A 20,999-nucleotide genomic window follows, 5' to 3' on the forward strand; every position below is an offset into this window, starting at 1 on the left:
GTGCCGTATCGACGTCGGCGTCATCGGGTCGCGCGCCAGCCGATGTCGCGGCGGCAGAAGCCGGTGGGAAAGTCGATCGCGTCGACGGCGTGATAGGCCGCCTCCTGCGCCGCGGCCACGTCCGCGCCGGTCGCCGTCACGGCCAGCACGCGGCCGCCGGCGGCGACGATCGCGCCGTCGCGCGCGGCCGTGCCCGCCTGGAACACGACCGCGCCCGTCGCCTCCGCCGCGTCGATGCCGTGGATCGCGCCGCCCGTCTCCGGCGTGCCCGGATAGCCGCGCGCCGCCATCACCACGGTCAGCGCCGCCTCGTCGCGGAACTCCGGCGCCGGCTCGTCCGCCAGCCGCCCTGCCGCCACCGCCAGCAGCAGCGCGGCGAGATCGCCGTCGTAGCGCGCCATCAGCACCTGGCACTCGGGATCGCCGAAGCGGACGTTGTACTCGATCAGCTTGGGGCCGTCCGCCGTCAGCATCAGCCCGGCGTAGAGCACGCCGACATAGGGCGTGCCCGCCGCCGCCAGCGCGTCGATCGTCGGGCGCACGATCTCGCCCAGCGCGCGCTGCTCCAGCTCGGGCGTCAGCTCGTGCGCGGGGGAATAGGCGCCCATGCCCCCGGTGTTCGGCCCGGTGTCGCCCTCGCCGACGCGCTTGTGGTCCTGTGCGCTGCCGAAGCTGGCGATGCTGGTGCCGTCGGACAGCACGAACAGCGACGCTTCCGGCCCCTCCAGCCGCTCCTCGATCACCGCCTCCACCGGCCCCTGCGCATAGAGGTCGCGGATCGCCGCCTCCGCCTCAGCGCGGGTGGCGGCGACCACGACGCCCTTGCCGGCGGCGAGGCCGTCGGCCTTGATGACGCAGGCCTCACCGAAGTCGTCGAGGCAGGCGAGCGCGCCGTCGCGCGTGGTCGTGCGGAAATAGCGCGCGGTGGGGATGCCGACGCGCGCGCACAGGTCCTTGGTGAAGCCCTTCGATCCCTCCAGCCGCGCCGCCTCGCGCCCCGGGCCGAACACCGGCACGCCGATGGCGCGGATATTGTCGGCCAGCCCCTTCACCAGCGGCGCCTCCGGCCCGATCACGACCAGACCGATCTGGTGGCGGCGCACGAAGTCGATCACCGCTCGATGATCGTCCACGTCCAGCTCGGCGATGCGCGCGTGCTGCGCGATGCCGGGGTTGCCCGGCGCGGCGAAGAGCGTATCGGTGGTCGGCGATTGCGCGAGCCGCCACGCCAGCGCGTGCTCGCGACCGCCCGACCCGACCAGCAGGATGTTCATGCCCGACCCCTTTTCCGATACGCCGACGGGCCGGCTGGTAGCCGAGGCGACGCCCGGCGACAATGCGATGGCCCTTTCCGTGGGCGAGCTGTCCGGCAAGCTGAAGCGGATGGTGGAGGGGGAGTTCGGCCACGTCCGCCTGCGCGGCGAGATTTCCGGCTACAAGCGCGCCGCCTCGGGCCACGCCTATCTCTGCCTGAAGGACGACAGCGCGGTCATCGACGGCGTGATGTGGAAGGGCAGCGCCGCCGGCCTCGCCTTCCGGCCCGAGGACGGGATCGAGGTGGTCGCGACCGGGCGGCTGACCACCTATCCCGGCCGGTCGAAATACCAGATCGTGATCGAGCGGATGGAGCTGGCCGGCGCGGGCCAGCTGATGGCGCTGCTGGAGAAGCTGAAGGCGAAGCTCGCCGCGGAGGGGCTGTTCGACCGCCGGCGCCCGCTGCCGTTCCTGCCGCGCGTGATCGGCGTCGTCACCTCGCCCACCGGTGCGGTCATCCGCGACATCCTGCACCGGCTGGAGGATCGCTGCCCGACCCACGTCGTCGTCTGGCCGGTGAAGGTGCAGGGGCAGGGCGCGGCGGAGGAGGTGGCCGCCGCGGTGCGCGGGTTCGGTGCGCTCGCGCCGGACGGTCCGGTGCCGCGACCCGACCTGCTGATCGTCGCGCGCGGCGGCGGCTCGATCGAGGACCTGTGGGCGTTCAACGAGGAGCCGGTGGTGCGCGCCGTGGCGGCCTCGCCGATCCCGGTCATCTCCGCCGTGGGGCACGAGACCGACACCACGCTGTGCGACCACGCGGCCGACCTGCGCGCCCCGACGCCCACCGCCGCGGCGGAGATCGCGGTGCCGGTGCTGGCCGAGCTGCGCCTGTCGCTCGACACGATGGCGGCGCGCACCGCCCGCTGCGCCCACCGCCACGTCGAGCGCGGGCGAGAGCGGGTGGCCGCGCTCGCCCGCGTGCTGCCGACGCGCGACCGGCTGCTCGGCCCCCAGCGCCAGCGCACCGACGAGCTGGCGCTGCGCCTCGACCGCGCGCTGGAACGCCGCGTGTCGCGGGCGCGCGGGGAGCTGGGGCAGGTGGCGGGCGCGATCCGTCCGGCGACGCTCGACCGCCGGCTGGAAGCCGCGCGGCGGCGGCTCGGCGACATCGGCCGGCTGGTCGAGACGCTGAATCCCGACCGCCTGCTCGATCGCGGCTACGTCCGCGTCGAGGCGCAGGCGGGCGGCACGATCACCTCGGCACAGGCGGCGCGCGAGGCGGGGGCGGTGCGGCTGCGCTTCAGGGACGGCGCGGTCGACGCGGTCGTCGGTGTGGCTGGCGGCGGCACCCACGTTGAGAAACCGGCGCCGCGCCCCTATTCTCGAACCAAGCCCGCCGACCAGCCGCGGCTGCTGTGACCTGAACCCACGAGTGCCTCCTTCATGCTGATGTCGCAATCCGATCGCCCCGCCAAGCTGCACTACATGGCCAACGGCTTCCGCGTGCTGACCGCCGGCGACCACGTTCTGTGCGCGGTGACGGGGGCGCGGATCGGGTTGGAGGACCTGCGCTATTGGGACGTGCGCACGCAGCGCGCCTTCGCCAGCTCCGCCGTGGCCGCCGGGGAGATGGCGCCGCGGTGAGCGGGCGCGCCGCCGCCGCTCTCCTGCCCGCGCTCGCCGCGGGATGCGTCGCCGCCGCGCCGGTCCAGCTGCCGCCGCGGGTCGCCGTGCCCGCCCCGCTGCCGCCGCCGCCCGAGCTGGCCGCTCCGGGGCGCTTCGCGCTGGAAGGGATGCCGCAGCAGGGGGCGCTGCTGCTCGGCACTGCACCGGAAGGAAGCGCGCGCGTCATGCTGGACGGAGAGGCGGTGCCGGTCGCGCCTGACGGGCGCTTCGCCGTCGCGTTCGATCGCGACGCCGCGCCGCAGGCGATCCTTTCCGCCACGCTGGCCGACGGTCGGACGGTGACGCTGCCGCTCGCCGTCGCACCGCGCGCCTGGCGGATCGAGCGGCTCGACCGGCTGGCGAAGGTGCCGGTGCCCGACGCGGACTTCGTCGCGCGCCGCCCCGCCGAACTCGCCCGCATCGCCGCCGCGCGGGCGCGGGCAAGCGACGCGGCGGGCTGGCGCCAGCGTTTCGTGTGGCCGGCCACGGGGCGGATCTCCGGCCTGTTCGGCAGCCAGCGCATCTATCGCGGGGAACCCGGCAGCTACCACGGCGGCGTCGACGTCGCCCTGCCCACCGGTGCGGCCGTGGTGGCGCCCGCCGATGGCGTCGTTGTCCTCGCCGCGGCGTCGCCGTTCACGCTGGAAGGGCGCCTGCTGATCCTCGACCACGGCCACGGCCTCAACAGCGCCTTCCTCCACCTGTCGCGCATCGACGTGGCGGAAGGCAGCCGCGTGCAGCAAGGCGAGCCGATCGGCGCCGTCGGCGCGACCGGCCGCGCCACGGGTCCGCACCTCCACTGGGGCATGATGCTGGGCCGCGCGCGGATCGACCCGCTGCTCGTGGCGGGGGCGATGGGGAAATGACGCGCGGCGAGATGCTGGCGCGGGCTGCCGCGCTGTTCCGACATGGCGACACGGCGGCGGCGATCCCGGCTTACGAACGCCTGCTGCACAGCCACCCGGACCTGCCCGACAGCTGGTTCAACCTCGGTATCCTCTATCGCCGCTGCGGACGCTTCGACGATGCCATGGCCGCCTATGACCAAGCGTTGGCGCAGCGGGTGCGAGACCCGCACGAGGTGCTCGTGCAGCAGGCGGTGATCCTGTCGGAAGACCTCGCCCGTCCCGCCGATGCGCGCCGCTTGCTGGAACGGGCGACCGCGCAGGCCCCCGGCTATCTCGCGGCCTGGCTCAACCTCGGCAATCTCGCCGAGGAGCTGGGCGACGTGGATGCCGCGCGTAAGGCGTATGCCCGCGCCCGCGCGATCGATCCGCGCGATGGCCTGGCGCTCGCGCGGCTGCTGGGCGTGGCTGGAGCCCCGGCGGGCCTGATCGACGACGCCCGCCGGTTTCTCTCGCAGACGGGCGACGTGCAGGCGCGGGCGGACGTCGGCTTCGCGCTGGGCGGCGCGCTGGACAAGGTGGGCGACTATGACGGCGCGTTCGACGCCTATGTCGAGGCCAACGGGCAATCGCGCGCGTTCGCACGCCAACAGGGCGTCCGCTATGACAGAGCGGCCCTCGAGGCCTATGTCGAGCGGTCGATCGCCGCGTTCGATCGGTTCGACGGCGAGCCGGCCAGCGGCGTTGCGCCGGTCTTCGTCTGCGGCATGTTCCGTTCCGGCTCGACGCTGGTGGAGCACCTGCTGGCGCGACACCCTGCGGTCGTGGCCGGCGGCGAGATCGACGCGCTGCCCCGTCTCGCCTCAGCCTTGTTCGCGAACGATCCCGCTAGGGTCGCCGCTGCGAACGATGACCTGATCGCACGCGCACGCGCCAGCTATGGCGCTGCGGTGGCGCCGCGCCGGGCGGCAGGGCGGCGGCTGATCGACAAGCGGCCAGACAACGTCCTGCACCTAGGGCTGGCGCAGCGGCTGTTTCCCGGTGCCACGATCGTCAACACGGTGCGGCACCCGGCGGACGTCTGCCTGTCCGTCTACTTCCTGCACGCAGGCGCAGGCGTTCCTTACGCGACGGATCTGGGCGACACCGCCCATTACTGGCGCCAGCAGCGCCGGCTGATGCGGCACTGGCGCGCCATCGGGATGCCGGTCCACACGGTCGATTACGACCGGCTGGTGGAGACGCCGAAGCCGGTTTTGGCGGCGCTGTCCGCGGCATGCGACCTGCCGGCGATGGACCTGCTGGCGCTGCCGCCCGCCACCCACGCGGTTCGCACGGCGAGCGTGGCGCAGGTGCGTCGGCCGCTCTATCGCGAATCGTCGGGCCGGTGGCGCCACTACGCCCGGCGCATCGAACCGGTATTGGGCGCATTGATCGAGGAGGAGCGGGAATGAGCGAGGCGCAGGCAGTGCTGGCGCTGGCGCGGTCGGGCGATCTCGCAGCCGCGATCGCTCGCGGCGAGCAGGCGATGGCGGCCGGGCAGGCAGACGCCGGGCTGACCATGTTCGTCGGCGTGCTGTGCTGCCGCGCCGGCGATCTGGACGCTGGCATCGCTCATCTTCGCGTTGCCGCGGGGCTGGCGCCGGATCAACCGGTGCCCGCGCTCGAACTGGCGCGCGCGCTGCTTTCCGCCGGGCGGTTCGACGAGGCGGAGACGACCGCGGCGTCGTTGATCGACGGCGGCCTCGCGGTGGAGCGCGAGGCGACCCGCATCCGCGCGCTCGCGCTGTCCCGGCTGAAGCGCATCGAGCAGGCCCTTCCGCTGTTCGAACGCCTGGTCGCGTCCGATCCCGGCGACTTCGAAAGCTGGGCCGGGCTGGGCGTGGCTCGGCTGGCGCAGCAGGACGCCCACGGAGCCGAAGACGCGCTCGAACGAGCGCTGCGGCTGCGGCCGAACAACGCGGCGAACGTCATCCAACTGGCGCGCGCGCGTTCACTGCGTAACGATCCCGAGGCCGCGCTCGATGCGGCACTACGCGCCATCGCGCTCGATCCGGCAAGTGGAGAAGCCAGGGTCGAGGCCGCGCGCGCCGGCGCGAGCCTCCGCGACTTCGCGTCGGTGGCGCTGCATCTCGAGGCGGCGCGCGACCTCCTGCGCGATCAGGCGGATGCCCTGTGCGACGTCGGCGACATCGCCGCTTCCGCCAAAATGCTCGATCGCGCGGAGGCTGACTATCGCGCCGCGCTGACACTCGACCAAGCGAGCGACCGTGGGTGGGGTGGTCTGGCGACCGTACTCGAGCGATTGAACCGCGCCGACGATCTTCACCGCGTGATCGTTGAGGCTCGGGCCGCCGGGGCCGGCGAGGCGGCGCTGGCGCTGGCGCGCGCGCGGACACTGCGGAGCGAAGGTCGCCTCGCGGAGGCGCTGGCTGCGGCGCGGCTCGTGCCGGACGACGGCGACGTGGTCGGCCGCGAGCAGGTGATCGGCGACACGCTGGACCGGATGGGCGACACTGCTGCGGCTTTTGCCGCATTTTCCCGCGCCAATGCCCGCCTTGCCGAGCTGAATGCCGGGTCGGAGCGGGATGCGGAGGAGTATCGCGCGAGCTTCGAGCGGCTGGGCAGGCTGGTCTCGCCGGCCTGGTACGCCGATTGGGAGGCGCCGCCGCCTCCATCGGCTCGGCCTGCCCCGCTCTTCCTCTTCGGCTTCCCCCGGTCCGGCACGACGCTGATCGATACGATGCTGGGCGGTCACGAGGATGCCGTGGTGCTGGAGGAGGAGGCATCGGTCGACCGGGTCGCCGCCGCGCTCGGTGCGCTCGACCATCTCGGGCAATTGCCGCTCTCGGAGATCGAGCGGCTGCGCGAAGTCTACTTCGCCGAGGTCGACCGGATCGTGCCCGATGCGGGCAGCCGCCTGATCGTGGACAAGCAGCCGCTGGCGCTGGGCAGCACGCCGATCCTGCACCGCATCTTTCCCGATGCGCGCTTCCTGTTCGCCGAACGCCATCCCTGCGACGTCGTGCTCAGCTGTTTCATCACCAGCCCGCAGATGGACGCGAAGGTGGCAAACTTCTTCGATTTCGACGCGACCGCCCGGCTGTACGACACCGTGCTGCGCTATTGGACGCGGTGTACCGAGGTGCTGGCACTCAACGTCATGGCCACGCGCTACGAGCGGCTGATCGCCGATCCCGCGCGAGAGTTGCGCGCGGTGGCGCACTTCGCCGGGCTGGACTGGTCGGAAGCGCTGATCGACAATCGCCGCCACGCGGCCGATCGCGGGTTCATCGCCTCACCCAGCTACGCGCAGGTGGCGCAACCAATCTATCAGCGCGCGCGCGGACGCTGGTTGCGCTATCGCGAACAGATGGCGCCGGTGCTGCCGCTGCTGCTGCCCTGGGCGGAGCGGATGGGCTATCCGGCCGATTGACGGCGGCGCTCAGCTGCCCTGCTGCGGCTTGAACGCCTGGATCCGGTCGACGGTGGTCCGCTGCTCGCGCCGCATGTCCTCCCACTGCTGCGCGGTCATGCACGTCCGCTTGCTGGCCAGCCGACTGCCGATCACCTCTTCCGTGCGGCAGATCATCTTGTTCGGATCCTTCGAGTCCACGTCGCGCGGTTTGCGCGCCTCCGCGGGCGCGACGGCGAGGAGGGCGAGCAGGAGGATCGGCAGGCGACGCATGGAAGATCCCTTCAGTGAAAAGCGGCCGGATCGTGACATGATTCCGGTCGTCACGCCACATCGAAGGCGACAGTCAGCCGCTCCCCTTGCGTGAAGGGACGGGTCGCGTGCCAGGTATGGGACGGGAAGAGGACGAGCCGTCCGACGCGTGGCTCGATCGTTCGCAGGGGCGCGAGGCCGGTCGCGAGCGCGCGCTGCGGCTCGCCCAGTGTCAGCCAGCCCTGCTCGCCGTCACTCGGCGGCAGCGCGATGTAGAGCGCCGAGCTCAGCCATCCTTCCGGATGGACGTGCGCATCGTGATGCCCGTCGCGCAGCAGCCTGACCGACCATGATCCGACCACGCGCGGATGCCGCGGGACGGGCAGGGGAGCGGCGCGGGCACGTGCCTGCGCGGCGTAACGGTCGACCGCGCGCCGGACGTGACCGCGCAGCTCCGCAATCTCGGGATCGACACGCCAGAGCAGCATGTCGCCGGTCTGTGTTCCCGCACGCACCGACTGGTCGAGCGGCTGTCTGCGGGCGCGGTGCAGGCGTCGCAGCAGGGTGGCGACGCCGGTCAGGAACGTGGGCGTCAGCGGCAGGTCGACGACGCTGATGGCGGCCGGATCGTCCAGCGCTGCCGCACGCGGATCATCGAGCAGGCGATACGCGAGCGAGAGATAAGGCAGGTCGTCGGCAGTCGGCGCAGGGTGCGACAGCGCCACCACCTCCTCCGGCCGCCCGCGGCGCAGATGGTGTCGCAGCACGTGCAGACGGTGCAGCGGATCCGTTCGCGGAGACAGGGTCGCCATCTGCCGCTCCGCTGCGGCCGCCGGGCCAAACTCGCTGGTGATCGCGGCGCGGATCGCGGCGAGTTCCGCCACGTCGGGAGCGGCCGCCAGCGCCGACAGCGCCGCCTCCGCCTGACCGATCCGCAGCCACGCGGACAGCTTCAGGTCGTGCAACCTCCAATCTAGCGGCGCACCGGTGATCGCCCGGTCGATCTCCTCCTGCCACGCCGCACCCGCGGCGTATCGCATCCGCATCAGTCCCTGATGACCGGGCAGCCAGCCGGGATGCGCGCGCAGCATGGCGACCAGCAGATCGTCTGCGGCCCTATCGTCGCCTGCCTCCGCCAACGCAGCGGCCTGCCCGAGGATGACGTCGCCGTCATTCTGCGCCACTGTCCGCGCAGCGTCATATCGATCGCGCGCATCGAGCCCCGCTTCCAGTGTCGCGCGCGCACGCGCATGGAGAAGCAGCGGCTGCGCCGGGGTGAGCCGGAAGGCGGCGTCGAAGGCGGCGAGTGCCGGGGCGAGATCGCCCTGCGTGCGATGAAGGAGGCCGAGGAGGTGCCAGACGACCGGATCGTCGTGGCGCCGCGCACTCGCGTTGATGGCGGCGATGACTTCCGGTTCGCGGCGCTCCGCCAGCGCCGCATGGGCGAGCGCCTGCGCGTCGAGCGGGGGCAGCGTGGCGGCACGATCGGTCCGCAGCCAGCCATCGACGCTCACGCTCAAAGCGGAGCCCCGCCGGTCGCTTCCTCCGCCTCCATCAGCGCGCCGATCGCGTGCCGCTCCGCTGGTGACAGGCCGGGATGCCAGCAATCGACGATGAAGACGACGCGCGTCTCGTCGCTGTCGTTGGCCGCTTCATGCTCGATCGTGTCGTCGAAGACGAAGGCGCGTCCGACTTCCCACCCGCGCGTCTCCGCGCCGACGCGAAAGCGGCAGGCCGGCGGGACGATGAGCGGCAGGTGGCAGACCAGGCGCGTGTTGGCGACCCCGGTGTGCGGCGGAATGCGCGTGCGCGGCTTCAGCACGGAGAACATGGCGTTGGGGCCGCGGCCGGTGATCGACGGCTGATCGACCGCCGATAGCGCGGCCATGGTACGCGGGCACCGGCCGGCGTTCTCCGCCACCACCAGGCCGTTGCGGACGAGGTGGAAGGCGGTCCAGTCGCGCGAGTGGTTGAGCGTGGTCCACTGGCGTGTCGGAAGGCTGGCGTCGTACTGGATGTATGGTTCCGCCCGCGCGTCGGTGAGCGCTTGAAGCGCGAGGAATTCCTCGCGGATCGCGTCGGTCGCGTCTTCCAGCACCGACAGCCAGGGGAAGGCGTCGCGCTCGTGGAACTCGCGTTCGATCAGACCTGGGAAGTGATAGTGCGTCGGCTCGCTATGGAAGACGCGCGTCGTGCGCAGGACGTTGCTGTTGAAGCGATCCAGGCGGCGTCGCTCCGGTGCTGAAAGCTCGCACAGCGCCGTCACGATGGCGTCGCGCTTCGCCGTCTCGGCCGCGACGTAGCGAGCTCCCATCTCGCGGGCGTGCGCGACCAGTGCGGTCAGTCGTGCGGGCAACGCCTCCTCGTCGCGCAGTTGCGCGAGCGCGCGCATGAAGGTGCGCGCGGCCTCGTTCGCGTCGCCGTCGCTTTCGAGCACGTGGGCGCGGCTCATCAGCGCCATGAAATGCAGCGGGTCTATCGCGAGTGCGCCGTCGATCGCGGCAAGCGCCAGCTTCGGCCGCCCCGCCGCGCGGCGCAGCGCGGCGAGCTTTAGCCAGCGATCGACGGTGGGCGGCGCCAGTTCGATCGCCCGCTCCAGCATCGTCGCGGCGGTTGCGACATCCCCGCGCGCCGCCGCACGATCCGCCTGATCCTCGTGATTGCGCCATGACATGAACCGAACCCCCTCCTGCACAACGTGGCATGCGGACGCGCAAAAGAAAACGGCGGGCCGAAGCCCGCCGTTGAAAGGTCATCGCTGTTGCGACGATCAGAAATCGAGCGTCACGCCCGCGTAGATGTAGCGGCCGAGCGCATCATACACCTGAGAATAGGTGTTGCCGTTGCCCAGCGAGTTGCCGTTGAGCGGCGGCTGACGGTCCAGCACGTTGTTGGCGCCGATGCGGAACGTGAACGTGTCCTCCAGCGGCACGGTGAGTGCCAGGTCGAAGTAGCTCTGCGCACCGAATTTGAAGTTGCCAGCGCGGTTGCCGATGGCATTCGGGTTCGGCGTGGAGGTGTCCCCATTGGCATTGGGGACGCCGTTCAGGTCCTTGTCGCGGCTTGCGTCGTCGTTGCGAACCGCCGCGAAGTAGCGCCACAAAGCCGATACTGTCACGCCGCTCGGCGCCGTGTACGTCAAACGGGCGCGATGGCGCCACTCCGGTGTGGGGGTGCCGCACTGCGCACCGAAATAGCCCACGCAGTCGTACTTGATGGCACCCACCGGGTCGACGATGTAGGTGTCGAGCCACGTGCCGACCAAGCTGGCACCCAGCGTACCCGCGCTGCCGATCTCCTGAGTGTAGGAGGCGTTGACGTCGATGCCCTTGGTGGACTGACCGCCGGTGTTCGCCAGCGTGTTGACGACGAAGCCGTCCTCACGATCGAGACGACCGGAGGCGCCGCGATTGATGAGCGAGCAGAAGCCGGTGTCGCCCGTGGCGATGCACTGGTTGAGGATGGTATCAACGCCGATCGTGCCAATCGCATTGGTGATACGGATGTTGAAATAGTCGACGGTCAACTGGAAGCGCGGGAGGAAGCTCGGCGTGACGACGAGGCCGGCGGTGAACGAATTGCCGACTTCCGGCGTCAAATTCGGATTGCCGCCGAGCAGGCCGTTGTACTGGGCGGCTGGGTTGGGCGAGATGCGGCCGAACTGCGCAGCCGTCACACCGGTGAGCGCACACTGCGCGAAGGTGTTGCCGTTGACCGTCCCCGCCGTGGGATTGGCAGCGTTGGTCGACGTACCCGCGCAGGGGTCGTTCGTGCCACTCAGGCCGATGCTGGTCGCCGAGAACAGCTCAACCGCGTTGGGCGAGCGGACCGAGCGGCTGTACGTCACACGGGCCTTGATGTCGCGGATAGGCGCGTAGGATCCACCCAGCTTCCACGTGTCGGTGCCGAACTCGTTCTGCACGCCCGCGCCGTTGGTGCGATACTGCGACCGGCGATAGCCGCCTTCGAGCGAGAGGTTCTCGAAGAAGCTGCGATCCTGGATCAGCGGCAGCACCGCTTCCACGAAGGCCTCCTTCACGTCGAAGCCGCCCGACACCGGCGTGGTCGGGCCGCCTTGACCGGCACCGTCGCCCGACAGGAAGTTCGAGTCCACCTCGAAGTTCAGGCGCTCGTTACGGTATTCCGCGCCGATGTTCAGGCCGAAACCTTCGGTCGCGAACGGGCTAACCGCACCGAACTCCGTTCCGTTGAAGGTGAACGAGGCGTTGGCGACCTGCTCCGTCGTCTGGCCACGCGAGAACAGCGGCAGCTGCAGGTAGTTCAGTGCCGCAGCGCTGACGCCGCCGGTGGTAAAGATATTGTAGGGAACGCAAGCCGGATCCGTACCGTCCAACACAGAGCGGCACACCGGGTTGCCGCTCGTCGGGTCGGTTACGACGTCGATGGCACGACCCGAACGCAAGACCGAGAAGTCGTTGCGATAGGTCTGCGCGAAGTTCACGCGGCCGTACTGATAGAAGGCGTCGTAGGTGACGCCCGGCGTGACGTCGCCCTTCGTGCCGGCGACGAAGCGATAGGTGGTGTGCTGCAGGTCGTCCTGGCGCCCGCCCCCCTCGACGTTCCGCCGACCGATGTAGACCGTCCCGCGGGTCACACCTTGCGGATCGACGAAGGTGTTGCCCGCCTGACAGACGATGGAGCGCTGCTGAGCCGACAGAAGCGGATTGTCGCAGTTCAGCGAGGAAGTGTTAAAGAAGAGACCCGACGGTGCGATCTGCGCGACCGTTCGGTCGTCCATAAACATGAATTCAAGGTACGGCTTGAACTGCTCCGAAACCTCGTAGTTGGCGAAGAGGCCGGCCGTATAGCGCTCGTCCGGACGCTGGAAGTAGTTCGTCGGCGCGAAGTTGAAGAGAACTTGTCCGGGGACGAACTGATTACCCTGCACGTTGTAGTAAGACGCCGTCGATCCGATGTAGAACGAGCCGGGGGCGGAGGTGCCCGAGCCGCCGCAATTGTACGCGCGGCCAAGCGCGGTCACGTTGGCGGGCGTGTTCGCGCTCAGCGAGCATGCCGAATAGTCGCGTCGATCCTGCGTCACCGCATCAATCTTGCGGTAGCCGGCGTAGGCGGTAATGTGGCCGCGGCCGTCGTCCAGGCCCACGCCGAAGCTGGCGGAGACATCCACCGTACCGCCGTCGGCGACATGGCCATCAGGATAGCCGAAGTTGCGCGCGTTCAGCGCGTTGCGAACGTTGCCGTTCGCGCGATTGACGTGGTCGAAGAAGCTGTACTGACCGTCGAGGCGAAAGCCTTCGAAGTCGGTGTCCATCACGAAGTTCACGACGCCTGACACGGCATCCGCACCGTAGACCGACGAGGCGCCACCCGTCAGCACGTCCACGCGCTTCAGCAGAGTCGCCGGGATGATGTTGATGTCGGCCACCGGATCGCGCGGATCGCCGGGGACGATGCGACGGCCGTTGACCAGTACGAGCGTGCGCGTGGCGCCCAGGCCGCGCAGGTCGACGGTCGCAGTGCCGGTGGCGCCGTTCGACACGTTGCCCCCCTGGCCGGCGAAGACCTGCGGCAGGGCGTTGAGGAGATCCTCGGTACGCGTCGTGCCGGCGTATTTGAACTCCTGCACGCCCACGGTCGTCACCGGGCTCGCCGATTCGATCTCGGGACGGGCGATGCGGCTGCCGGTGACCACCAGGTCGCCGCCCGACGCGGTCGAGGTCGTGTCGTCCGGCGTGTTCTGCGTGACCGGCGCGGTCGGCGCCTGGTCGGTCTGTGCCATGGCCGGCGTGGTCAGCACGGCGCCGAACAGCGCCGTCGAGGCGAGCAAGTGCTTCCGCGTGGTAAGCATCAGATGAATCCCCTGTTGGATTGGTCGGGCAGGCCAGTTGTTCAGGTCGCTGCCGCTGCCTCGATGCGTAGCGGAGCGTCGAAGCGCGGTGCAACGCGCTGCCCCGTTGCGACGCTCGTATTTCCTTTCAATGTCACATATTGGCCACAGCGAGGTGAGCCGAGGCGCCATTGCTCGGCGGGGCCACGCGCCCTAGCAATCGCTAGAAAAGGTGAACGTTATGAACCGCATCGCCATAGTTCCGCTAGCGGCTTTCGCTCTCGCGATTGCCGCCGCCAGTCCCGCCGCCGCGCGCGATGTACAGGTGAAGGCAATTCGAGACGTACTGGATTGTCAGAAAGTTACGGAAACGTCTGCACGCCTGACCTGTTTCGAACGCGCCGCCTCTGCGCTGGCGCGCGCGACCGGAGAGGGGGAGGTGGTTGTGCTCGATCGCGAAGCCGTGAGGAAGACGCGCCGCGATCTGTTCGGATTTAGCGTGTCGACCGCCGAGCTCTTCGACAAGGGGAATGGGAAGGACGGGAAGCCTGAGGAACTGGACGAGATCACCTCGAGTGTCACTGCGGTGACGCTGAAGCGCGACGGCGGGTACATTCTGAGCCTCGCCGAAGGGGGGCGCTGGGAGCAGATCTCGGCGGGCAGCTTTGGCCGTGCGCCGCGGCCCGGCATGACTGCGGTGGTGCGCAAGGCCGCCTTCGGCAGCTTCAAGATGAAGGTCGGTGAGGCCCCCGCGATCAAGGTGCGGCGAATCAACTGATGCGCCGTCCCTCCCTCCTTCGTACCTAATCGATATCAATAACGTCAGCTAGTCGAACATAATTTGATCTAAATCAATGCATTGTGACCGTTTTATCACAGGCTCGTGCCAAAGTACGTCATGATTGCGGACCTGCGTTGCCGGTTCGTATCCAACCCTCCTAAGCCGACCACCAATTCGTGAGGAATCTTTCTTCTCGAATTGGTTATCGCCGAGACGCGCGAGGCGCCGGCGCCAAGAGGGGTTGCAGACCAATGAAGACGTTCAAGTCTCGTCTGCTGGCAACGACGATCACGGCCGGCATGGCCATGGTCGCGCTGCCCGCAGTCGCGCAGATCACGCCCGACGCGGTTCAGACGACGCAGGCGGATGGTTCCGACGCCACGCAGGGCGACGTGGTCGTCACCGGGTCGCGCATCGCGCGACCGGAGGTTGATTCGCCTGTGCCGGTGACCACCGTCGACCGTGCGCAGCTGCTTCAGCGCGCGTCGCCGAACGTGTCGGACATCCTGAACGAGCTTCCCCAGGTGGGCATCGGGCAAACCCGCACGAACACCAACTTCCTCACCTCGGGCACCGGCGTGTCGACGGTGAACCTGCGTGCGCTGGGCTCGAACCGCACGCTGGTGCTGGTCAACGGGCGCCGCTTCGTCGGCGGCTTCGGCGGCGACACCGCGGTCGACATCAACAATATCCCCGTCGACTTCCTGGAGCGCGTCGACAACATCACCGGCGGTTCGTCGGCGGTCTACGGTTCGGACGCCGTGGCCGGGGTCGTGAACTTCGTCCTGCGCGACCGGTTCGAGGGTCTGCAGATCCGGGCCCAGGGTGGCACTACGGAGCAGGGTGACAACGGCCGCTACTTCGTCAGCGTCACCGGCGGCACGAAGTGGGGCGCGGACGATCGCGGCAATGCCATCGTCAACTTCTCGTACGACCGCGACGAGGGGCTGTTCTCTGCCGATCGCGCCATCTCCGCGCAGGATTGCGCGGGCCTGATCTGCGGCCCGGCCTCGTACAGCTCGTACGCGCCGCAGGGCCAGTTCCAGCTGATCGGCGCCAACGGCGGGACGCGTCCGGTGTTGGCCGGTGGCCAGTCGACCTTCTCCTACAATCCCGACGGCACGCTGGCGGTGCTTCCCGGCTACCAGTCGGGCGTGTACGGCTTCAATCGCAACGGCGTGCGCCGCATCGCCGTGCCGCTGGAGCGCTACCTGGCCAGCGGCATCTTCAACTATGAGCTGAGCGACAAGATCACCGCCTATTCGGAGGTGACCTATGCCCGCACCAGTTCGAACGCGTCGCTGGAGGCGTCCGCGCTCGCGAACACGGACATCTACAGCGCCGGTGGCATCCCGATCACCAACGCCTTCATCCCCACGTCGGTGGCTGCGGCGATCGCGGCGGCGAACAGCGATGGCGATCCGACCAACGACGTCACGTCACTGGGCTTCCGCCGTCGTCAGAACGAAGTGTTCGACCGCAGCAACCGTGCGCAGCGCGACACCTGGCGCGCCGTCGTCGGCGTCCGTGGCGACCTCGGCTCGAACGTCAACTATGACGTCAGCTACGTCTACGGCCACCTGAACGACTTCAACGCCAGCCAGGATGTGGACACGGCGCGCTATCGCCAGTCGCTCGACTCGATCCGCGTCGGCGCGGGCAACGTCGTCGGTGTCGACATCGTCTGCCGCGACGAGGCGGCACGCGCCAACGGCTGCATCCCGATCAACTTGTTCGGACGCGGCACCGCGGATCCGCGCGCGTCGTCCTACGTCCAGGCGGTGGTGCCCAAGTCCGAGGACATCACGAACGAGCAGCATGTCGTCACCGGCACGCTCTCGTCGTCGTCGCTGTTCGACCTCGGCGCCGGCGGCGTCGGCGTGGCGGTGGGCTTCGAATATCGCTACGAATCGGTCGTCGACGATCTCGATATCCTCACCAACACCGGCGGCAACTCGGGCAACCAGATCCCCGATCTCACCGGCTCGCAGGACGTGCGCGAGGTGTTCGGCGAAGTGAACGTGCCGCTGCTGGCTGACCGTCCGTTCTTCGAATATCTCGGCGTGAACGGCGCGGCGCGCTATTCCGACTATTCGACGATCGGCAACGTGTTCAGCTGGAACGCGGGTGCGGAGTGGGAGCCGGTGCGCGGCTTCCGTCTGCGCGGCCGCTACGCGGTGGCGAACCGTGCGCCGAACAATAGCGAGCTGTTCAGCGCGCCCTCTGAAACCTTCGCCGGGGTCACCGATCCCTGCGACGGCATCACCAGCACCTCGACCGGCGCGACCGACGCCGCCTGCCGGGCGATTCCCGCGATCGCGGCGTTCTTCAACGCCAATCCGAACGGCACCTTCGCCTACACGCTGGCCGACACGCAGGGCATCAACGGCTTCGTTGGCGGCAACCGCGACCTGCAGGAAGAGACGGCGAAGACCATCACGGCCGGCTTCACCTTCACGCCGACCTTCGTTCCCGGGCTGCAGTTCACCGCGGACTATTTCGACATCAAGATCGAAGACGCGATCAGCACGCTGGATCGCAGCGACACGGTGGAGAAGTGCCTGCTCACCAATGACGCGGTGTTCTGCAACAACGTGCTGCGCTTCGGCGCGACGGGGTATCTGCAGACGGTCAATGCCCAGCTCATCAACATCGCCGGCTTCCAGGTCCGCGGCATCGACGCCACGTTGCGGTACGGCCGTCCGCTGGGCGTGGCGGAGAACGATCGCCTGACACTGGTCGCGAACTACACCTACCTACTCGACTACAAGCAGCAGACCGATCCGGCGACGCCGGAGGAAGAGTTCGCGGGCACGTTCGGGCGCGGTTTCTCCACGCACAACCTGAACGCGCGGGCGACCTACGAGGTGAACGGGACTGGCCTTAGCTGGCAGACCACGCTGCTGAGCGGCGGGCCCTACCTGCGCAACGCCTTCATCAGCAACGATCCCGCCGTGGTCGCGCTGAACGATGTGGACGATTACTGGCTGCACAACCTGCAGATCAGCCAGCGGATCGACGACCGCTTCACGTTCTTCTTCAACGTGGACAACGTTTTCGACACGAAGCCGCAGTACCTGCCCGGGACGCCGTACGGCACGCCGACAGGTCTCGAGACCTCGGCCGACTTCGACGTCTTCGGCCGCCGCTTCACCGCGGGCGCTACGTTCCGCTTCTGACCCGTTCCGGCCGGCACCCCGGTCCCGGCCGCGAGCATCCTTCGCGCCGGTGCCCTCCACAGAGGGCGCCGGCGTTTTTCTATCTGACGCGCTCGATGCGTACGCTGCGTGCGCGATTGAACGATCCGAGATAGCTGCCCATCGCGCCGCGCTTGATGTGCACGCTGTTGCCCACCTCCGGCTCATACCGGGCGCGCTCGGTCGTGCGCCACACGCTGCCGTCGTCCAAGACCACGGTGAACGTGTCGCGGCCGGCACGCGACAGCCGGGTCACGGTCGAGTCGAGCGTCTCGATCGGCGCGATCTTCGCGGCCTTGGCGCCGTAGAGCCGCTGCTCCGACACCGGCAGGCCGAAAACCGCGCGCTGCCCCTCCTTCACTTCGGCTGGCGAGAGTACCGTGAGCTCGTTGCGCTGACGCGCCACGATCAGGTTATCCGCGGCACGATCGTAACAGGCGAGGCGACGTGCGCCGTCAGGCTCCGCTCGGCAGGTGGCCACCGCGTCGATCACCCGCTCGCCCGCCGCCTCCCGATCCTGCGCCGCCGCCGGCGCCACGCCCGTCGCCACGATGATCGTGGCCAAAACCGCCCATTGTTTCGCCATGTTGCTCGCTTCCCCGATGTGTGTCGTCGATGTCACAGCCTGAAGACGACTACAATTGTATGCAACTGCGGAATATTGCTCGATCCGGACGCATCTTCCTAAGCTTAGTTTATCTCGCGGATTGGGTCATCTTTTCTGTCGTAGATTACATGCACGGCGACGCAATCATGCGCACGTCGCGAATGGGGGTTGTCATAATGAAGACTTTGAAGACGCGCCTTTTGGCGTCCGTCGTCACGGCTGGGGTAGCCGTGATCGCGACGCCCGCGATGGCGCAGGTCGGCACGCCGGAGGCTGAGTCCCAGGCGAGCGGACAGGATTCGCAGCCCGACGTCGTCGTCACCGGGTCGCGCATCCGCCGCAACGACCTGACATCGACGAGCCCGGTGACGGTCGTGTCGGACCAGGAGTTTGCGCTGCAGGGCGCGATCAACGTCGAGCAGGTCGTGAACACGCTGCCGCAGGTTCTTCCCGGCCTGACGGGCTTCTCGAACAATCCCGGCAACGGCGCGGTCACGCTGAACCTGCGTGCGCTTGGGGCGCAGCGTACGCTCGTGCTCGTGAACGGCCGGCGCTGGATGTTCTATGACACCACCCAGGTCGTCGACCTGAATACGATTCCGCAGTTCATGCTGCAGAACGTCGAAGTTTCGACGGGCGGCGCATCGGCCGTCTATGGCTCGGATGCGGTCGCCGGCGTCGTGAACTTCAAGCTGCGTGACGACCTGAACGGCGTCCTTGCCGGCGCCACGTACAACATCACCGAGCGCGGTGATGCGGCGAGCTACTCGGCCGATGTCGGTATCGGATCGAACTTCGCGGACGATCGCGGCAACGTCACCCTCTTCGCGAACTACACCGAGCGCAAGCCACTGTTCCAAAGCGCGCGGCGCTTCTCCAACACCGCGATCGCCGATGGCTGCGTGGTTCCCGGTAGCGGGGATCCGAGCCGGTCAGGAATCGGTACCATTCAGCCGGGCGGCTCCGCGATCGGCACCTGCGCCGCGCGTGGTGGCGAAGTCGGCTTCGTCAACGGCGGATCGGCCAACACGCCGATCGCCACCTTCAATGCGCCGGGCGGCACGTACATCTTCAACGGCAGCGGTGGTGGATCGCGCCTGTTCCAGAACCCGGCTGACCTCTACAACTTCAATCCGACCAACTATTTGCAGCTGCCGCAGGAACGCTACCTGCTGGGCGGGTTCGCGCATTACGAGGTTGCCGACGGGGTCGAGGTCTTCAGTGAAGTCAGCTTCGTCAACAATCGCGTAAACCAGGAACTGGCGCCGACCCCGACCGGTGTCAGCGGAACGTTGCAGATTGCGAGCCCGTTCTTCAACGAGCAGACCCGTGCGCTGCTGCGCGCGCAGGACGCGATCGACGCGACGCCGAACAATGGATACGCGACGACGACGGTCAACTATCGCTTCCTGTCCGCCGGTTCGCGCAATGCCGAGCAGACGCGGCAGGCCTATCGCCTGCTGCTGGGCGTGCGGGGCGACATAACCGATAAGCTGAACTACGAGGCGTATTACTCGTACGCCCGTACGAACAACACGCAGTACCAGCAGGGCAACGTCTCCAGCAGCCGCTATCGGGCGGCGCTGACGACCGAGTTCGTACCAGGCAGCACCACGGAGATCCGCTGTCTCGACCCGGTCGCGCGCGCGGCGGGCTGCGTCCCGATCAACGTTTTCGGCAGCGGTCTCGCAAGCCCGGCGGCCGTCAACTACGTACGCGTGAACTCGACCAACCTCGACATTTCCGAGTTGAAGAACGCGGTGGCGAGCGTCAGCGGGTCGCTGTTCAACTTCGGCATGGGCGCGGATGACGTCGCGTTCTCGCTCGGCACCGAATATCGGCAGATGCGCTCGCGCTACATCCCGGACACGTTCCTTTCCTCGGGCGACGTGCTCGGCTTCAACGCCGGTCAGCCGACCCGTGGCAGCTACGATGTGAAGGAAGTTTTCGGCGAGCTTCGCGTGCCGCTGGTGCGCGATGGTTTTGTTCACGCGCTCGAACTGACTGGTGCAGCTCGCTACTCGGACTATTCGCTGCAGGCAGTTGGCGGCACCTGGACGTACACGGGCGGCGCTGAGTTCGCGCCGATCCGCGACATCCGGTTCCGCGGCCAGTATTCGCGAGCAGTGCGTGCGCCGAACGTGCAGGACCTGTTTGGTGGTCAGTCTACGGGCTTCCCCTCGGTCAACGACCGCTGCGGCCAGTTTGCGCCGCAAGCGTCGCGAACGGAAGCGGTGCGTGCGCTGTGTGTTGCCAGCGGTGTGCCCGCTGCCAACGTCTTCACGGCATTGGCGCAGCCCAACCAGCAGATCCAGACGGACGTCGGCGGCAACCCGAATGTCGAGGAGGAAGTTTCGGACACCTACACCGCCGGTGTGGTGATCTCGCCCAGCTTCATCCCTCGCCTGAACGTCACGGTCGACTATTTCAACATCAAGGTTGAGAATACGATCGGTCAGCTGGCGGGTGGTGTCGCGACGGCGATCCAGCTGTGCTACGACACCATTCAGGATGTGAACAACGCAATCTGCGCGCCCTTCGTCAATCGGCCGGGCTTCCAGGTTCGTAACCCGCAGACCGGTGCGCTGGGCGCCTCGGCAGGCGGGTTGAACCCGCAGTTCACCAGCGCGAACGTCGGAACCCTGAAGACGTCGGGCATCGACATGCAGGTCGACTACAACCTGCAGTTCGGCGGTGGTCAGCTCAGCTTCTTCTACATCGGTACGTGGCTCGACAAGTATCGCAGCATTCCGATCACCGCCATTCCGGAGCGTGAGTTCATCAGCGAGGGCACGTTCGGCCTGCCGAAGTACCGCCACACGGCGCGCGTGACCTTCTCCGACGGGCCGGCCTCGCTGTCGCTCCGCTGGGGCTTCGAAGGGAAGACGCAGAGCACGAACATCAACAACATCTTCAATGGTCTGACCCGTGTCGGCACGGACCCTGCGCTGTTGTCGGTGGCGCGCCTGGGAAGCTACAGCCAGTTCGATCTGACGGCGTCGGTCGATGTCAACGACGCGCTGACGTTCAACTTCGGTGTCAGCAACCTACTCGACAAGGACCCGCCGATCCTCGGCTCGCAGTCCGAGCAGGCGAACACGCTGCCGAGCTTCTACGACGTGCTCGGCCGTCAGTTCTTCATTGCGGCGCGCGTCCGTCTCTGATCGATCGGAT

General features: G+C 68.3%; 14 protein-coding genes. 8 read left to right on the top strand and 6 right to left on the bottom strand.

Going from position 1 to position 20,999, the window contains the following annotated elements:
* Nucleotides 1–20 precede the first annotated feature (20 nt).
* Nucleotides 21–1,274 carry a phosphoribosylamine--glycine ligase gene (gene purD / locus HBH26_RS08830; RefSeq protein WP_168134214.1) on the bottom strand — a complete coding sequence of 418 codons (1,254 nt, stop codon included), beginning with the start codon at nucleotides 1,272–1,274 and terminating at the stop codon, nucleotides 21–23.
* On the opposite strand from purD, the gene xseA reads away from it, so the two are divergent.
* Genes xseA through HBH26_RS08855 form a run of 5 tightly spaced genes read left to right on the top strand, consistent with a single transcriptional unit; the run spans nucleotide 1,273 to nucleotide 7,200 of the window.
* On the top strand, nucleotides 1,273–2,673 hold the full coding sequence (xseA, locus tag HBH26_RS08835; RefSeq protein WP_168134215.1) for an exodeoxyribonuclease VII large subunit: 1,401 nt from the start codon (nucleotides 1,273–1,275) through the stop codon (nucleotides 2,671–2,673). The two genes, purD and xseA, sit on opposite strands and share 2 nt — an antisense overlap.
* A 24-nt stretch (nucleotides 2,674–2,697) precedes the next feature.
* Nucleotides 2,698–2,898 carry a DUF2093 domain-containing protein gene (locus HBH26_RS08840; RefSeq protein WP_168134216.1) on the top strand — a complete coding sequence of 67 codons (201 nt, stop codon included), beginning with the start codon at nucleotides 2,698–2,700 and terminating at the stop codon, nucleotides 2,896–2,898.
* On the top strand, nucleotides 2,895–3,785 hold the full coding sequence (locus HBH26_RS08845) for a M23 family metallopeptidase (RefSeq protein ID WP_420824985.1): 891 nt from the start codon (nucleotides 2,895–2,897) through the stop codon (nucleotides 3,783–3,785). The genes HBH26_RS08840 and HBH26_RS08845 overlap by 4 nt, the downstream gene beginning before the upstream one ends.
* Nucleotides 3,782–5,218: a tetratricopeptide repeat-containing sulfotransferase family protein gene (locus HBH26_RS08850; RefSeq protein WP_168134217.1), complete on the top strand. Its 1,437-nt coding sequence runs from the start codon at nucleotides 3,782–3,784 to the stop codon at nucleotides 5,216–5,218. Before HBH26_RS08845 ends, HBH26_RS08850 begins: the two co-directional genes overlap by 4 nt.
* Nucleotides 5,215–7,200 carry a tetratricopeptide repeat-containing sulfotransferase family protein gene (locus HBH26_RS08855; RefSeq protein WP_168134218.1) on the top strand — a complete coding sequence of 662 codons (1,986 nt, stop codon included), beginning with the start codon at nucleotides 5,215–5,217 and terminating at the stop codon, nucleotides 7,198–7,200. Before HBH26_RS08850 ends, HBH26_RS08855 begins: the two co-directional genes overlap by 4 nt.
* Before the next feature lie 9 nt (nucleotides 7,201–7,209).
* Here the strand turns inward: HBH26_RS08855 and HBH26_RS08860 are convergent, their stop codons facing one another.
* The 4 genes from HBH26_RS08860 to HBH26_RS08875 form a co-directional block, all read right to left on the bottom strand.
* Nucleotides 7,210–7,452 carry a hypothetical protein gene (locus tag HBH26_RS08860; RefSeq protein ID WP_168134219.1) on the bottom strand — a complete coding sequence of 81 codons (243 nt, stop codon included), beginning with the start codon at nucleotides 7,450–7,452 and terminating at the stop codon, nucleotides 7,210–7,212.
* A 50-nt stretch (nucleotides 7,453–7,502) separates the two neighbouring features.
* Nucleotides 7,503–8,945, bottom strand: coding sequence for a putative 2OG-Fe(II) oxygenase (locus HBH26_RS21165; protein WP_168134220.1), 1,443 nt, complete (start codon nucleotides 8,943–8,945; stop codon nucleotides 7,503–7,505).
* A 2-nt stretch (nucleotides 8,946–8,947) separates the two neighbouring features.
* A complete protein-coding gene (locus HBH26_RS08870) occupies nucleotides 8,948–10,105 on the bottom strand; it encodes an aspartyl/asparaginyl beta-hydroxylase domain-containing protein (protein ID WP_168134221.1) in 1,158 nt (385 codons plus the stop codon).
* 96 nt (nucleotides 10,106–10,201) lie between these two features.
* Nucleotides 10,202–13,432 carry a TonB-dependent receptor domain-containing protein gene (locus HBH26_RS08875; RefSeq protein ID WP_239024655.1) on the bottom strand — a complete coding sequence of 1,077 codons (3,231 nt, stop codon included), beginning with the start codon at nucleotides 13,430–13,432 and terminating at the stop codon, nucleotides 10,202–10,204.
* Between the two features lie 49 nt (nucleotides 13,433–13,481).
* Here HBH26_RS08875 and HBH26_RS08880 point away from each other — a divergent pair, with 49 nt between their 5' ends.
* Both HBH26_RS08880 and HBH26_RS08885 read left to right on the top strand, forming a co-directional pair.
* Nucleotides 13,482–14,018 (top strand): hypothetical protein, encoded by a 537-nt coding sequence (locus HBH26_RS08880; protein ID WP_168134222.1) that lies wholly within the window; start codon nucleotides 13,482–13,484, stop codon nucleotides 14,016–14,018.
* Between the two features lie 254 nt (nucleotides 14,019–14,272).
* The gene (locus HBH26_RS08885; protein ID WP_168134223.1) at nucleotides 14,273–17,200 is read left to right on the top strand and encodes a TonB-dependent receptor plug domain-containing protein; all 2,928 of its coding nucleotides are present in this window, start codon (nucleotides 14,273–14,275) and stop codon (nucleotides 17,198–17,200) included.
* Nucleotides 17,201–17,279: 79 nt separating this feature from the next.
* Here the strand turns inward: HBH26_RS08885 and HBH26_RS08890 are convergent, their stop codons facing one another.
* Nucleotides 17,280–17,768, bottom strand: a complete 489-nt coding sequence (locus tag HBH26_RS08890) for a hypothetical protein (RefSeq protein ID WP_168134224.1) — start codon at nucleotides 17,766–17,768, stop codon at nucleotides 17,280–17,282.
* 233 nt (nucleotides 17,769–18,001) lie between these two features.
* Between HBH26_RS08890 and HBH26_RS08895 the strand changes: the two genes are divergently transcribed.
* The gene (locus HBH26_RS08895; RefSeq protein WP_168134225.1) at nucleotides 18,002–20,989 is read left to right on the top strand and encodes a TonB-dependent receptor domain-containing protein; all 2,988 of its coding nucleotides are present in this window, start codon (nucleotides 18,002–18,004) and stop codon (nucleotides 20,987–20,989) included.
* Nucleotides 20,990–20,999: the final 10 nt, after the last annotated feature.

Source organism: Sphingomonas corticis (assembly GCF_012035195.1).
Taxonomy (GTDB): Bacteria; Pseudomonadota; Alphaproteobacteria; order Sphingomonadales; family Sphingomonadaceae; genus Sphingomonas; species Sphingomonas corticis.

Bases quoted from the DNA above. Each gene is read 5' to 3' on its own strand.
- xseA (WP_168134215.1), top strand. From the start codon at position 1,273: ATGCCCGACCCCTTTTCCGATACGCCGACGGGCCGGCTGGTAGCCGAG.
- purD (WP_168134214.1), bottom strand. From the start codon at position 1,274: ATGAACATCCTGCTGGTCGGGTCGGGCGGTCGCGAGCACGCGCTGGCG.
- HBH26_RS08840 (WP_168134216.1), top strand. From the start codon at position 2,698: ATGCTGATGTCGCAATCCGATCGCCCCGCCAAGCTGCACTACATGGCC.
- HBH26_RS08850 (WP_168134217.1), top strand. From the start codon at position 3,782: ATGACGCGCGGCGAGATGCTGGCGCGGGCTGCCGCGCTGTTCCGACAT.
- HBH26_RS08855 (WP_168134218.1), top strand. From the start codon at position 5,215: ATGAGCGAGGCGCAGGCAGTGCTGGCGCTGGCGCGGTCGGGCGATCTC.
- HBH26_RS08860 (WP_168134219.1), bottom strand. From the start codon at position 7,452: ATGCGTCGCCTGCCGATCCTCCTGCTCGCCCTCCTCGCCGTCGCGCCC.
- HBH26_RS08870 (WP_168134221.1), bottom strand. From the start codon at position 10,105: ATGTCATGGCGCAATCACGAGGATCAGGCGGATCGTGCGGCGGCGCGC.
- HBH26_RS08875 (WP_239024655.1), bottom strand. From the start codon at position 13,432: ATGGCGCCTCGGCTCACCTCGCTGTGGCCAATATGTGACATTGAAAGG.
- HBH26_RS08880 (WP_168134222.1), top strand. From the start codon at position 13,482: ATGAACCGCATCGCCATAGTTCCGCTAGCGGCTTTCGCTCTCGCGATT.
- HBH26_RS08885 (WP_168134223.1), top strand. From the start codon at position 14,273: ATGAAGACGTTCAAGTCTCGTCTGCTGGCAACGACGATCACGGCCGGC.
- HBH26_RS08895 (WP_168134225.1), top strand. From the start codon at position 18,002: ATGAAGACTTTGAAGACGCGCCTTTTGGCGTCCGTCGTCACGGCTGGG.